The 13,619-nt window shown below is 72.8% G+C and carries 11 protein-coding genes; 3 read left to right on the top strand and 8 right to left on the bottom strand.

Going from position 1 to position 13,619, the window contains the following annotated elements; translation table 11 throughout:
* Positions 1–21: 21 nt before the first annotated feature.
* Positions 22–582: a TetR/AcrR family transcriptional regulator gene (locus ACRAKH_RS06805; RefSeq protein WP_380722416.1), complete on the bottom strand. Its 561-nt coding sequence runs from the start codon at positions 580–582 to the stop codon at positions 22–24.
* On the bottom strand, positions 579–1,844 hold the full coding sequence (locus ACRAKH_RS06800; protein ID WP_380722418.1) for a glutamate-5-semialdehyde dehydrogenase: 1,266 nt from the start codon (positions 1,842–1,844) through the stop codon (positions 579–581). The genes ACRAKH_RS06805 and ACRAKH_RS06800 overlap by 4 nt, the downstream gene beginning before the upstream one ends.
* A 153-nt stretch (positions 1,845–1,997) precedes the next feature.
* Between ACRAKH_RS06800 and ACRAKH_RS06795 the strand changes: the two genes are divergently transcribed.
* The 3 genes from ACRAKH_RS06795 to ACRAKH_RS06785 all read left to right on the top strand — a co-directional run bounded on the left by ACRAKH_RS06795 (position 1,998) and on the right by ACRAKH_RS06785 (position 5,970).
* Positions 1,998–4,076, top strand: a complete 2,079-nt coding sequence (locus ACRAKH_RS06795) for a RecQ family ATP-dependent DNA helicase (protein WP_380722420.1) — start codon at positions 1,998–2,000, stop codon at positions 4,074–4,076.
* Positions 4,077–4,100: 24 nt separating this feature from the next.
* On the top strand, positions 4,101–4,637 hold the full coding sequence (locus tag ACRAKH_RS06790) for a GNAT family N-acetyltransferase (protein WP_380722422.1): 537 nt from the start codon (positions 4,101–4,103) through the stop codon (positions 4,635–4,637).
* Between the two features lie 70 nt (positions 4,638–4,707).
* Complete coding sequence (locus tag ACRAKH_RS06785) at positions 4,708–5,970, top strand: MFS transporter (RefSeq protein ID WP_380722424.1); 1,263 nt, start codon at positions 4,708–4,710, stop codon at positions 5,968–5,970.
* 34 nt (positions 5,971–6,004) lie between these two features.
* Here ACRAKH_RS06785 and proB read toward each other — a convergent pair whose 3' ends face one another.
* The 6 genes from proB to ACRAKH_RS06755 all read right to left on the bottom strand — a co-directional run bounded on the left by proB (position 6,005) and on the right by ACRAKH_RS06755 (position 13,581).
* On the bottom strand, positions 6,005–7,117 hold the full coding sequence (gene proB / locus ACRAKH_RS06780) for a glutamate 5-kinase (protein WP_447009955.1): 1,113 nt from the start codon (positions 7,115–7,117) through the stop codon (positions 6,005–6,007).
* A 14-nt stretch (positions 7,118–7,131) separates the two neighbouring features.
* The gene (gene obgE, locus ACRAKH_RS06775) at positions 7,132–8,589 is read right to left on the bottom strand and encodes a GTPase ObgE (protein WP_380730202.1); all 1,458 of its coding nucleotides are present in this window, start codon (positions 8,587–8,589) and stop codon (positions 7,132–7,134) included.
* Between the two features lie 95 nt (positions 8,590–8,684).
* Entirely contained in the window at positions 8,685–8,948 is a 264-nt protein-coding gene (gene rpmA / locus ACRAKH_RS06770; RefSeq protein WP_360452964.1) for a 50S ribosomal protein L27, read from the bottom strand.
* 14 nt (positions 8,949–8,962) lie between these two features.
* Entirely contained in the window at positions 8,963–9,277 is a 315-nt protein-coding gene (gene rplU / locus ACRAKH_RS06765) for a 50S ribosomal protein L21 (RefSeq protein ID WP_053722830.1), read from the bottom strand.
* A gap of 401 nt (positions 9,278–9,678) precedes the next feature.
* Entirely contained in the window at positions 9,679–12,648 is a 2,970-nt protein-coding gene (locus ACRAKH_RS06760) for a translation initiation factor IF-2 N-terminal domain-containing protein (RefSeq protein ID WP_447009687.1), read from the bottom strand.
* Between the two features lie 189 nt (positions 12,649–12,837).
* On the bottom strand, positions 12,838–13,581 hold the full coding sequence (locus ACRAKH_RS06755) for a TIGR03936 family radical SAM-associated protein (RefSeq protein ID WP_380718822.1): 744 nt from the start codon (positions 13,579–13,581) through the stop codon (positions 12,838–12,840).
* Positions 13,582–13,619: the final 38 nt, after the last annotated feature.

Raw genomic sequence — 13,619 nt, 5'->3', positions numbered from 1 at the left:
TAGGCAGATCGCTACGGACCGTCAACCGACTTCCGTGTGCTCCAGCAGGACGGCGGCGGCCCTGGTCACCAGCTCCGCCACCGCCTCCCGGTCCGCGCCCGCGAGCGGCTGCTTGGCGAAGACGGCGCGCAGCACGCCGATCCCCACCACCCACGCCAGCACGAGGTCCGCGCGCAGCTCGGCGTCGTCCGCGTCCGTGAGCGACGCCAGAGCGCGCGCGTACTCCTCCCCCAGCTGCTGCCGCACGACGTCGGCCGCCGAGTCGTGGTGCGAGGACCGCAGCACCGCGTACAGCGGGTGGTCCTCGCGCCTCGGCTTGTCCTCCATCACGCGCAGCAGCACGGTGCGCAACAGGCGTTCGGCGGGCGAGTCCTCCAGCAGCTCACGGCTCTGCGTGGCCAGCACGGTCGCGAAGAGTGCGTCCTTGCTGCCGAAGTAGCGGAACAGCAAGGCCTGGTTCACGCCCGCCAGGGTCGCGATGTCACGCACCGTCGTGCGGTCGAACCCCCGTTCGCCGAACAGCTTCGTCGCCGCCTCCAGCAACGCCGCCTTGGTCGCGGCGGCGTCCCGGGGCCTGCTCACGACGACGGCCGGACGTGCCCCTCGCCCCAGACCACCCACTTGGACGACGTCAGCTCGGCCAGCCCCATCGGACCGCGGGCGTGCAGCTTCTGGGTGGAGATGCCGATCTCCGCGCCCATGCCGAACTCGCCGCCGTCGGTGAACGCGGTGGACGCGTTGACCATGACCGCCGCCGCGTCGACCCTGGTGGTGAACCGGCGGGCCGCGGCGAGGTCGCTGGTCACGATGGCCTCCGTGTGACCGGAGCCGTGCGCGGCGATGTGCGCGATGGCCTCGTCGATCGAGTCGACCACGCGGGCGGCGATGTCCAGCGACAGGTACTCGGTGTCCCAGTCCTCGTCGGTCGCGGGCTGGACCCGGGGGTCTCTCGCGAACCGCTCGTCACCGTGGATGGTGACGTTCTCCTTCCGGAGGGCGTCGGTGACGCGCGGCACGAACTCGTCCGCGATCGCCGCGTGCACCAGCAGCGACTCGGCCGCGTTGCACACGCTCGTCCGGCGGGTCTTGGAGTTGAGCACGATGCGCTGGGCCATGTCGAGGTCCGCGCTCGCGTCCACGTACACGTGCACGTTGCCCACGCCGGTCTCGATGGTCGGCACGGTGGCCTGCTGCACGACGGCGTTGATCAGCCCCGCGCCGCCGCGCGGGATCACCAGGTCCACCAGGCCGCGCGCGGTGATCAGGTGGGTGACGGAGGCGCGGTCGTGGCACGGGAGGAGCTGCACGGAGTCGGCGGGCAGGCCGACGGCCTCCAGCGCGTCGCGCAGGATCGCGACGAGCGCCGTGTTCGAGTGCTCGGCGGACGACGAGCCGCGCAGCAGCGCCGCGTTGCCCGACTTCAACGCCAGTCCGGCCGCGTCCACGGTGACGTTCGGGCGGGCTTCGTAGACCATGCCCACCACGCCCATCGGGACGCGGACCTGCTTCAGCTCCAGCCCGTTCGGCAGGATCGAGCCGCGCAGCACCTCGCCGACCGGGTCGGCCAGGCCGGCGACCGTCTCCAAGCCCCGGGCCACGCCCTCGACGCGCGCCTCGGTCAGCGCGAGGCGGTCGAGCAGGCCCTGGTTGAGGCCGGCGGCCCGGCCCGCCTCGAGGTCCTTGGCGTTGGCCTCCAGCACCTCGGCGACGCGGGTGCGCAGCGCGGCGGCCATCTCGTGCAGTGCGGCGTCCTTGCGCTCACGGGTGGCGAGGACGAGCTCGTTGGCGGCGACACGGGCGCGCCGGGCGGCGGCGTGCACCTGTTCGCGCAGGTCATCAGTCACGTCGTTCAGCCTACGGTCACCCGGTCGTGGCTGTCTTCGAGGTTCTCACAGGGCTGGACACGGCGGCACGGTGCACTCGATCGGGTGATCCAGTGGCCGAGTGGCGCGGGACCGGGGGCCGGATTGTCGGTGGCACCTGTCATGGTGTGGCACATGGACGACAGCGCGTTGCGGGAACTGGCCGAGGAACGGCTGAGGGCTTTGGCGGGCCCTCGGGCCGTCCTGCGCGACGACCAGTGGACGGCCATCCACGCGCTGGTGGCCGAGCGGCGGCGGGCGCTGGTGGTGCAGCGCACGGGGTGGGGCAAGTCCGCCGTGTACTTCATCGCGACGGCGTTGCTGCGGTCCCTGGGCGAGGGGCCGACGGTGATCGTGTCGCCGTTGCTGGCGTTGATGCGCAACCAGGTGGACGCGGCGGCGCGGGCGGGCGTGCACGCGGCCACGATCAACTCGGCGAACACCGACGAGTGGCAGGACGTCCAGGACCGGGTGGCGGCCGGCGAGGTCGACGTGCTGCTGGTGTCGCCGGAGCGGCTGAACAACCCCGACTTCCGGGACACGGTCCTGCCGTCGTTGACGGCGTCGGCGGGGCTGCTGGTGGTGGACGAGGCGCACTGCATCTCCGACTGGGGCCACGACTTCCGGCCGGACTACCGGCGGCTGCGGACGTTGCTGACCGAGCTGCCCACCGGCGTGCCGGTGCTCGCCACCACGGCGACGGCCAACGACCGCGTGGTGCGGGACGTGGCCGACCAGCTCGGGCTGGGCGCGGGGACGGACACGCTGGTGCTGCGCGGGCCGCTGGACCGGGAGAGCCTGCGGCTGTCGGCGGTGCGGCTGCCCACGGCGGAGGCGAGGCTGGGGTGGCTGGCCGAGCGGCTGGAGCGGCTGCCCGGCTCGGGGATCATCTACACGCTGACCGTGGCCTCGGCGGACGACGTGGCGGCGTTCCTGCGCGAGCGCGGGTACGAGGTGACGGCGTACTCCGGGCGGACCGACCCGGCGGAACGGCAGCGGGCCGAGGAAGACCTGTTGGCGAACCGGGTGAAGGCGCTCGTGGCGACGTCCGCGCTGGGCATGGGGTTCGACAAGCCCGACCTGGGGTTCGTGGTGCACCTGGGCGCGCCGCCCTCCCCCATCGCCTACTACCAGCAGATCGGCCGCGCCGGCCGTGGCGTGGAGCGGGCCGAGGTGCTGCTGCTGCCCGGCCCGGAGGACAAGGACATCTGGGCGTACTTCGCGTCGCTGGCGTTCCCGCCGGAACGGGTGGTGCGGCAGGTGCTCGACGTGTTGCCGTCCGACCGGGCGATGTCGACGGCCGCGCTGGAGCCGGTGGTGGAGCTGTCGCGCACCCGGCTGGAGGTGGTGCTGAAGGTGCTCGACGTGGACGGCGCCGTGCGGCGGGTGCGCGGCGGGTGGGTGTCGACCGGGCAGCCGTGGTCCTACGACGCGGAGCGGTACGAGCGCATCGAGGCGGCACGGCGGGTGGAGCGGCAGGCGGTGCTGGACTACCTGGCGACTGACGGGTGCCGCATGGAGTTCCTGTTGCGGCAGCTGGACGACCCGCACGCGGCGCCGTGCGGGCGGTGCGACAACTGCACCGGCGAGCGGCCGTCGGTGGAGGTGTCGGACGCGGCGGCGTCGGCGGCGCGGGAGCGGCTGCTGCGGCCGGGCGTCGAGGTCGAGCCGCGCAAGATGTGGCCGACCGGGATGGCGGCGGCCGGGGTGTCGTTGTCCGGGAAGATCCCGGCGGGCGAGATCGCGTCGACGGGGCGGGCGTTGGGGCGGTTGACCGACATCGGCTGGGGCAACCGGTTGCGGTCGCTGTTCGGCGCGGAGGACCAGGAGATCCCGGAGGACGTGTTCGCCGCGTGCGTGAAGGTGCTGTCCGCGTGGGGGTGGACGGACCGGCCGGTGGGCGTGGTGACGGTCGGGTCGCGGAGCAGGCCGGCGCTGGTCGGCAGCTTCGGGCAGCGGATCTCGTCGGTCGGGCGGCTGCCGCTGCTCGGCCAGGTGTGGCTGGGCGAGGCGACGCACCGGGCGAACAGCGCGCAGCGGTTGGCGGGGCTGGTGCGGGAGACCGACGTGCCGGACCTGTCCACTGTGGATGGTCCGGTGCTGTTGGTGGACGACCAGGTGGACACCGGGTGGACGATGACGGTCGCCGCGCGGCTGCTGCGGCGGGCGGGCGCGTCGGCCGTGCTGCCGTTCGCGTTGGCGGTGACGGCGTGACGACCGGGAGGTGGTGGTGACGAGGTGAGGCTGACGGCGGAACGGTTGGTGCTGCGGCCATTCACGGCGGCCGACGCGCCGGTGCTCGCCGCGTACCGGTCCGATCCGGACGTGGCCCGCTACCAGGGTTGGGACACGCCGTTCCCCCTGGCGCAGGCGGAGGCGTTCGTGCGGGAGATCGGCGGGGTCGACCCGACCGCGCCAGGGTGGTTCCAGTGGGCGATCGACGTGGGCGGGGTCCTCGTCGGCGACGTCGGCGTGAACCTCCACGAGAACCGCAGGCAGGCGGACATCGGCTACACCGTGGCGACCGGGCACCAGGGCCGCGGGTACGCGACGGAGGCGGTGCGGCGGGTCTTGGCGCACCTGTTCGACGAGCGCGGCCTGCACCGGGTGTCGGCCGAGTGCGACGCGCGCAACCAGCGGTCCGCGCGGCTGCTCGTCCGGGTCGGCTTCCACCAGGAGGGCCACCGGGTGCAGAACACCTGGAGCAAGGGCGAGTGGACCGACGACCTGTTGTTCGGGCTGCTGGCGGCGGAGTGGCGGACGCGCGAGGCGTGACGGCCGGGGGTTCGGTGAAGGATCTACCGACTTCGCCCGCTTTGTGGTTGTGTCCAACCCTATGGCTGCCGTGGAGATCGGGACCCAGCACCGCCTACCCGTCCGAAAGCTCGTCGCCGCGAGCATCGGCAACGCCATCGAGTGGTACGACTGGACAATATATGCCACTTTCAGCATATATTTCGCCACGCAGATCTTCCCCAAGGAGAACGCGCAGCTCGCGCTGATCAACACGTTCGCGGCGTACGCGCTCGCGTTCTTCTTCCGGCCGCTGGGCGGGTACCTCCTCGGGCGGTTCGCCGACCTGCGCGGGCGGCGGACGGCGATGCTGCTGACCATCGTGCTGATGGCGGGCGGCTCGGTCGCGATCGGCATCCTGCCGACGTACGCGCAAGTCGGGTGGCTGGCCCCGATCCTGCTGCTGCTCGCCCGCATCGCCCAGGGCCTGTCGCTGGGCGGTGAGGTGTCCAACGCGTCGGCGTACCTGGCGGAGATCGCGCCGCCGGAACGGCGAGGCCGGTACTCGGCGTTCTTCTACATCTCGACCGGCACCGCGGTGCTGGTGGCGTCGCTGCTCGGGTTCGTGCTGGCCCGCTCGCTCGACCCGGCCCAGCTCGCGTCCTACGGCTGGCGCATCCCGTTCCTCATCGGCGGTGTGCTGGGCCTGGCCGGCCTGTGGCTGCGGCGCAGCCTGGAGGAGACCGAGCAGTTCGAGCACAACAAGGCGAAGGCGCAGCAGCTCAAGCGCCCGCTGCTGACGACCCTGCGCGAGCACCCGAAGGCGGTCGGGCGGCTCGTCGGCTTCACCATGCTCTCGACGCTCTGCTACTACACGTTCTTCAGCGCGCTGACGCCGTTCGCGGTGTCGAAGCGCGGGGCGGACCCGGTGGACGTGTTCCTCGCCCTGTCGATCGCCACGGCCCTGTTCATCGTCCTGCAGTACCCGATGGGCGCGCTGTCGGACCGGTTCGGCCGCAAACCGCAGCTGCTCGCGTGGTCGGCGGCTACGGCGGTGCTCGTCGTGCCGCTGTCCACCCTGATCCGACCGGGCGTGGGCAACCTGCTCGTCGTGTTCTGCGTCGGCCTCGGCCTCTACACGGCCATGACGTCGATCGCGCCCGCCGTGATGAGCGAGCTGTTCCCGACCGAGCTGCGCGCCCTGGGCATCGGGTCCTGGTACAACCTGACCGTGGCGCTGTTCGGCGGCACCGCGCCGCTGGTCATCCAGCAGCTCCCGGGCACCACGTTCTTCGTCTACGTCGCGGTCGGCGCGGCCATCGCGTTCGTCGTCATCCTCACGATGCCCGAGACCAAGGGCAGCGAACTGCGCTAGGACCGCAACCGCACCCTAGGACCGCAACGGCACCCTAGGACCGCAACGGCACGAGGTCGTCGGCGTGCACGACCTCCCGGCGCTGCTCCGCCGGGAGGTCGCCGCTCTTGCGGCCGATCAGGCCGGGCAGCTCCGCGGCGTCGAAACCGACCACGCCGCGCGCCACCACGTGCCCGGACGGGTCGACCAGCTCCACCACGTCACCGGCCTCGAACGTGCCGTCCACGCCGGTGATGCCGGCCGCCAGCAACGACCGCCGACGGCCCACCACCGCGGCCACCGCGCCGTCGTCCAGCCACAGCTTGCCGGTCGCGTCGGCCGCGTGGCCGAGCCAGAACCGGCGCGCGGACAGCCTCGGCCCGGTCACCGCGAACGCCGTGCCGACGTCCGCCGCGGTCAACGCCCGCGCCGCGTCCGCCGCGCCCGCCAGCAGCACCGGGATGCCCGCGGACGCCGCCAACCGGGCCGCCGCGAGCTTCGACGCCATGCCGCCCGTGCCCAACCCGGACGCGCCGACCGAACCCGCCCGCACACCGTCCACATCGGACGCGCCGGCCACCTCGGTGATGCGCTGGGCGCCCGGCCGGCGCGGGTCGCCGTCGTACAGCGCGTCCACGTCGGAGAGCAGGAACAACGCGTCCGCCCCCACCAGGTGCGCCACCAGGGCCGCCAGCCGGTCGTTGTCGCCGAACCGGATCTCCTCGGTGGCGACGGTGTCGTTCTCGTTCACCACGGGCACCGCGCCCAGCGCCAGCAGCCGGGAGAACGTGCGCTGCGCGTTCCGGTAGTGCGAGCGCCGCACCACGTCGTCCGCCGTCAGCAGCACCTGCCCGACCGTCAGCGAGAACCGCCCGAACGAGTTCGCGTACGCGTGCGCCAACGCCAGCTGCCCGACGCTCGCCGCCGCCTGCTGGGTAGCCAGGTCACGGGGCCGCCGGGTGACGCCGAGCGGGGCGAGGCCCGCGGCGATCGCGCCGGACGACACCAGCACCACCTGGCTGCCCGCCGCGCACCGCGCCGCGACCGCGTCCACCAGCGCGTCCAGCCGTGACGGGTCGAGCCCGCCCTCGGCGGTGGTCAGCGACGAGGACCCGACCTTCACCACGACCCTGGACGCCGCGGACACCGCCTGCCGGGCCTGCGACACCGCCACCGAACCGATCACTCGTCGTCGTCCTCTTCGAACTCGTCGTACGTGCCGGGGATGCGGCGGGCCTTCTTCGCCGCCAACCGCTCCGACGCGCCGACCCGGTTGCTCGCCTCCAGCCGCGCGTCCGTGCCGCGACCGCTCATGGTCATCGCGATGCCCGACGGCGTGGTCGGCTCCCAGTCGAACACCAGGTCGCCGATGGTGACCTGGCAGCCCGGCTGGGCGCCCTTCTTGACCAGCGCCTCCTCGACTCCGAGGCGGGCCAGCCGGTCGGCGAGGTAGCCGACGGCCTCGTCGTTGTTGAAGTCGGTCTGCCGGATCCACCGCTCGGGGCGCTCGCCGCGGACGATGAAGCCGCCCTCGGTCTCCGGGTCCTCGACCACGGTGAAGCCCTGGTCGTCCACGGCCTTGGGCCGCAGCACGACCCGCGTCGACTCCTGCTTCGGCCGCGACGCCCGGTACTCCTCGACCACGCGCGCCAGCGCGAACGTCAGCTCGCGCAGGCCCTCGCGGCTCGCCGTGGACACCTCGAACACCGGCAGGCCGCGGGCCTCGATGTCGGGGCGCACGATCTCCGCCAGGTCCCGCGCCTCCGGGATGTCGATCTTGTTGAGCACCACGACGCGCGGGCGTTCGGCCAGGTCGTCGGCCAGGGAGGGGGTGTACTTCGCCAGCTCCTCCTCCAGCGCGTCGATGTCCGACACCGGGTCGCGGCCCGCCTCGTACGTCGCGCAGTCCACGACGTGCACCAGCACCGCGCAGCGCTCGATGTGCCGCAGGAAGTCGAGGCCGAGGCCCTTGCCCTCGGACGCGCCGGGGATCAGGCCGGGCACGTCCGCCATCGTGAAGATGGTGTCGCCGCCGGTGATCACGCCCAGGTTCGGCACCAGCGTCGTGAACGGGTAGTCGGCGATCTTCGGCTTGGCCGCGGACAGCACCGAGATCAGCGACGACTTGCCCGCCGACGGGAACCCGAGCAGGCCGACGTCCGCGACGGACTTCAGCTCCAGCACGAGGTCCTGGGCCTCGCCGGGTTCACCCAGGAGGGCGAAACCGGGGGCCTTGCGGGCCTTGGACGCCAGCGAGGCGTTGCCGAGGCCGCCGCGGCCGCCCTGGGCCGCGATCAGCCGGGTGCCCTCGCCGACGAGGTCCGCGACGACCTCGCCGTCGGGCGTGAGGACGACGGTGCCGTCCGGCACGCGCAGTTCGAGGTCCGCCCCGTTCGCGCCGTCGCGGTTGCCGCCCTGGCCGCCCTTGCCGTTGCCGGCGGCGGCGTTCGGGCGGAAGTGGAAGTCGAGCAGCGTGTGCACCTGCGAGTCGACGACCAGCACGACGTCGCCGCCCTTGCCGCCGTTGCCGCCATCGGGGCCACCCAGCGGCTTGAACTTCTCGCGATGCACCGAGGCGACCCCGTTGCCCCCGTCACCTGCGGCGACGTGGATGACCACCCGGTCGACGAAGCGGGACACGGGGTTTTCCTTTCCTAAGAAGCAACGAGGGGCGGGAGCCGGAATGCACCGGTCCCGCCCCTCGTCGGAGGTCGTTCCGTCTACGCCCGAGGCGCTTAAGCAGCAGCCTCGACCGGGACGATGTTCACGGTCTTGCGACCGCGCTTGGAGCCGAACTCGACCGCGCCGGGCGCCAACGCGAAGAGCGTGTCGTCCTTGCCGCGACCGACGTTGACGCCGGGGTGGAACTTGGTGCCGCGCTGGCGGATCAGGATCTCGCCGGCCTTGACGACCTGACCGCCGAACCGCTTGACCCCGAGGTACTGGGGGTTCGAGTCACGGCCGTTGCGGGAGCTGGATGCACCCTTCTTGTGTGCCATGGCTAGTCAGATCCTCACTTACCGGTGATGCCGGTGACCTCGACGCGAGTCAGCTTCTGGCGGTGACCCTGGCGCTTGTGGTAGCCGGTCTTGTTCTTGAACTTGTGGATGCGGATCTTGGGGCCCTTGGTCTGCTCGACGACCTTGCCGGTCACCGAGAACTTCGCCAGGGCGTCCGCCGCGGAGGTGACGTCATCGCCGTCCACAACGAGGAGCGGCGCCGCGAAGGTGATCTCGGTGTCCGGCTCGCCTTCGAGCTTCTCGACCTCGATGACGTCGCCGACAGCCACCTTGTACTGCTTGCCGCCGGTCTTGACGATCGCGTACATCGGGACGGAAGTCTCCTGCTACTCGACGGGACGGGATCGCACGTGCCTCGACACCACTGACAACGAGTGGGCTGGGCTTCACGCGACAGGGCCCACCGGATGGCGGGCCGCGTATCAGGTTACGTGGCGGGTGCCGGCGGGGTCAAACCGGGGTCGGTGTAGCGGGATCGCCCTGGTCACGCCGGGTGCCGACGTCCAGCATAGAACACCCGGCGAGGTGGCCGCGCCGTCATCGGCGATGCCCGTGAAAGCCCTGTGCGGGCCATTGCCGGCCACGAACGACCGGGGCCGGGCCTTCGCGGGGACGTGATCGGTCGCGAGGGCTGTGGCGGCGCTCAGGGCCGGGAACGGCGAACCGCCGCCCAGCTCGGCTGGACGGCGGTTCGTCGTGCGGTGGCGCCTCAGTTCTCCGTCACGCCCAGGGGCGGGCCGGCGGGCCTGGAGGCCGCGCGACGGGCCGTGCGGCGACGCGTGGTCACCGCCGGGGTCGCGGGCTCCGGGGCGTGCCGGCCGTTGAGCGGCTGCTCGGCCGCGGGCTCCTGCTGGGGAGCCTGGGCGGCCGGGGCGGTCGGCTCGGGCTGGGTCGGCTCCGGCTGGGTCGGCTCGACGCGGACGGGCTCCACGCGGACCGGCTCGGACTGCGTGATGGGCTCGGCCTGGGGGCGGACGGCCGCTCGGGACGCCCTCCTGGTCCTGGTCTTGACCGGCGTGACGACGACCACGGGCTCCTCCGTCGCCGCGGGGGCGGCGGCAGCGGGCTCGGGGGCCGTGGTCGCCGGGGCGGGCTCGGAGGGCGCCTCCGGGGCCGCCGCGGCGGGAGCCGTGGTCGCTGCGGGCGCCGAGACCTCGGCGACCTCGGCCGGCGCGACCTCGATCCGCCCGGTGACCTCGGTCGGCGGGGTGGTCACGACGGGCGCCGGGGTGGCCTCGGCGGGCTCGTCGCCGTGCTTGACGACGGCGCCCGCTTCACGGCGGGCCCGACGGCGCTGGCGGCGGTCGCGCTTCGGGGTTTCCAGCGCCACGTCCTCGTCGAGCAGGGCGGACACCGGCTCCTCGGACGTCGGCTGCTCGCTGACCGCCTCCGGCTCCTCGGTCGGCTCCACGGTCTGCTCGGCCACCGGCTCGGGCGTCTCCGCGTTCTTGGCGCGGCGCGACTTGCGGCCACCGGCCTGCTGCTGCTGTTGCTGCTGGCCACCGCCGTTGCCGCCACCGTTGCCGTGCGCGTGCACGGGCTCGGTGGACATGACCACGCCACGGCCGCGGCAGTGCTCGCACGTCGTCGAGAACGCCTCCAGCAGGCCGGTGCCGACCCGCTTGCGCGTCATCTGCACGAGACCCAGCGACGTCACCTCCGCCACCTGGTGGCGGGTGCGGTCGCGGCCGAGGCACTCGGTCAGCCGGCGCAGCACCAGGTCGCGGTTCGACTCCAGCACCATGTCGATGAAGTCGATCACGATGATGCCGCCGACGTCGCGCAGCCGGAGCTGGCGGACGATCTCCTCCGCCGCCTCCAGGTTGTTGCGGGTGACCGTCTCCTCGAGGTTCCCGCCCGACCCGGTGAACTTGCCGGTGTTCACGTCGATGACGGTCATCGCCTCGGTGCGGTCGATGACCAGGTAGCCGCCCGACGGCAGCCAGACCTTGCGGTCCAGCGCCTTGAGCAGCTGCTCGTCGATGCGGTGCTCGACGAACACGTCGTTGTTGCCCACGTGCTTGCGCAGCCGTTCCTGGAGGTCCGGCGCGACGTGCCGCACGTACGCCTCGATGGTGTCCCACGCGTCCGAGCCCTGGACGATGAGCGCGGCGAAGTCCTCGGTGAACAGGTCGCGGACGACCTTCACCAGCAGGTCCGGCTCTTCGTACAGCAGCTGCGGCGCCTGCGACCTCGGCGCGTCGGCCTTCTCCTTGATGACCTGCCACTGCGCCTGCAGGCGGGTCACGTCGCGGGCCAGCTCCTCCTCGGCGATGCCCTCCGAGGCGGTGCGGATGATCACGCCGGCGTCCTCGGGGACGACGCGCTTCAGGATGTCCTTCAGGCGCTTGCGCTCGTTGTCGGGCAGCTTCCGGCTGATGCCGGTCGCGCCGCCGCCGGGCACGTACACCAGGAAGCGGCCGGGCAGGCTGATCTGCGTGGTCAGCCGGGCGCCCTTGTGGCCGACCGGGTCCTTGGTGACCTGCACCAGGACGCTGTCGCCGGTGGACAGGGCCTGCTCGATCTTGCGTGCCTTGCCCTCCAGGCCGGCCGCGTCCCAGTCGACCTCGCCCGCGTACAGCACCGCGTTGCGGCCGCGGCCGATGTCGATGAACGCCGCCTCCATCGAGGGCAGCACGTTCTGCACCCGGCCGAGGTAGACGTTGCCGACCAGCGAGCCGCTGCCCGACGAGGTCACGAAGTGCTCGACCAGGACGCCGTCCTCCAGCACGCCGATCTGCGTGCGGTCGCCGCGCTCGCGCACCACCATCGTGCGCTCGACGGCCTCGCGCCGGGCCAGGAACTCGGCCTCGGACAGCACGGGGGCACGGCGGCGGCCGGCCTCGCGACCGTCGCGGCGGCGCTGGCGCTTGGCCTCCAGGCGGGTGGAGCCGCGGACGCTGCGCACCTCGTTCTGGGCGGCCTCGGAGTCGGCCTTGTCGTCACGCGCGTCGCGAGCGGGCTCGCGGACGTGGACGACGGTGTTCGGCGGGTCGTCCTCGCTCGGCGCGGCCTCTTCCTCGGCGCCGGTCTTGCGACGGCGGCGACGCCGGCGGCGACGGCTGCCCGCGCCCTCGTCGTCGGTCGCGGTGTCCTCGGCGGCTTCCGCCTCGGCCTCGGCCTCGGCCTCGGCGGGCTCCTCGCCCGGCTCGTCCTCGCCGTTCTCGTCGCCGACGCCCTTGCCGCGGCCGCGACCACGCCGGCCACGACGGCGGCGGCGGCGGCCTTCGCCCTCGTCACCGGCGTCGTCGGTGACGCCGTGCTCGTCGGACTCGTCCTCGACGTCGTCCTCGTCCTCGACGACCGGGGCCTTCGCGACCGGCGTCGGGGGCAGGAACACCGCGGACGGCGGGGCGAACAGCGGCACCAGCGGCGCGACCTCGCGGGCCACCGCCACCGGTTCCTCGGTGTGCTCGTCCACGTCGCCGGTGACGATGTCGTCCCAGCCCAGCAGGTTCTCGGCGACCTTGAGCGCGAGCTCGCGGCTGACGCTCGACTGAACGCCCTTCACCGGCTCGCCCAGGTCGGCGAGGGCCGCCACGACGTCCTTGCTGCTCGCGCCGAGCAGCTTGGCCAGCGCGTGCACCCGCAGCTTGGCGGGCAGGTCCGCCAGGTCCGGGTGTGCGGGTGTGGCGTTACCCCCGCCGGCGGGGCCGGCAGGCTTTTCCGTGTTCGACAATGCAGCTCCTCCGCCCCCGGGCGCGTCCCAACCGACGCGGCCGCGCAGGGGCCTCTCTTGTCCACTCACCGCCGCGGCTGGCGGCGGGAATCCTTGCCTCGCGCTGTGGCGCCCACCCGTGGGGCACGCGGCACAGCAGGTCCCATAACTCTGTCGACGACGCCGTCAGCGCCGCTCCGCACCACCCGGTCAGACCTCCGCCGCCCTGTCGAGGGCAAGCGGGTCCACCAGGCCGCCTTCGTCGTCCAGCCGCCCCTGCGCCATCCGGGTCGCCTTCGCGGGCACCGGCGGAACCAGGTCGGCGACGACTCGGAGCGCGCTCAGCACGTCGTCGGGTCTCACGGTAGGGGTTGTCTGCCGTACGACCGTCATGAGTATCCCACACGGCTGTGACAAATCCCGTGCATCGTGTCCGGCGTCGCTCGATTGCGCCTCCGCCGGCGTCTCCACCTGCGCGGACACGATCGCGGGACGCACGTCCACGATCTTCTTGCCGTCCTTGGTCAGCCGCTCGACCTCGACGGAGTCCGCGGCGAGCAGCGCGGCCACGGCTTCGGTCAGCTCTTCGGGCGACACGCCGTCCAGCTCCAGCCGCCACGCGCTGGCCTCGATGCGCTCGGGCAGCGTGCCACCCGCCGACTCGACGACCTCCAGCACGTCGATGCCCGGCGGCAGCACGGCGTCCAGCGCGGTCCGCAGGGCCTCCGGGTCCACCCGGTCGACCAGCTGCACCTCGACGTACTCGGCCTCGCTCGCCACGCCGGTCGGCGCGGCGCCGACCCAGGACACCTTCGGGTGAGGGCTGAAGCCCTGGGAGTAGGCCATGGGGACGCCGGCCCGGCGCAGCGCGCGCTCGAAGGTGCGCGCGATGTCACGGTGCGACGTGAACCGCAGCCGACCGCGCTTGGCGTAGCGCAGTCGGAGCTTCTGCACAGGTGCGGCCGACGGGTTGGGCTGCTGCTGGCGGCTCA

This window comes from Saccharothrix hoggarensis, from assembly GCF_052936025.1.
The sequence above is the reverse complement of the archived record's forward strand: the minus strand, read 5'-3'. Positions and strand labels throughout refer to the sequence as shown.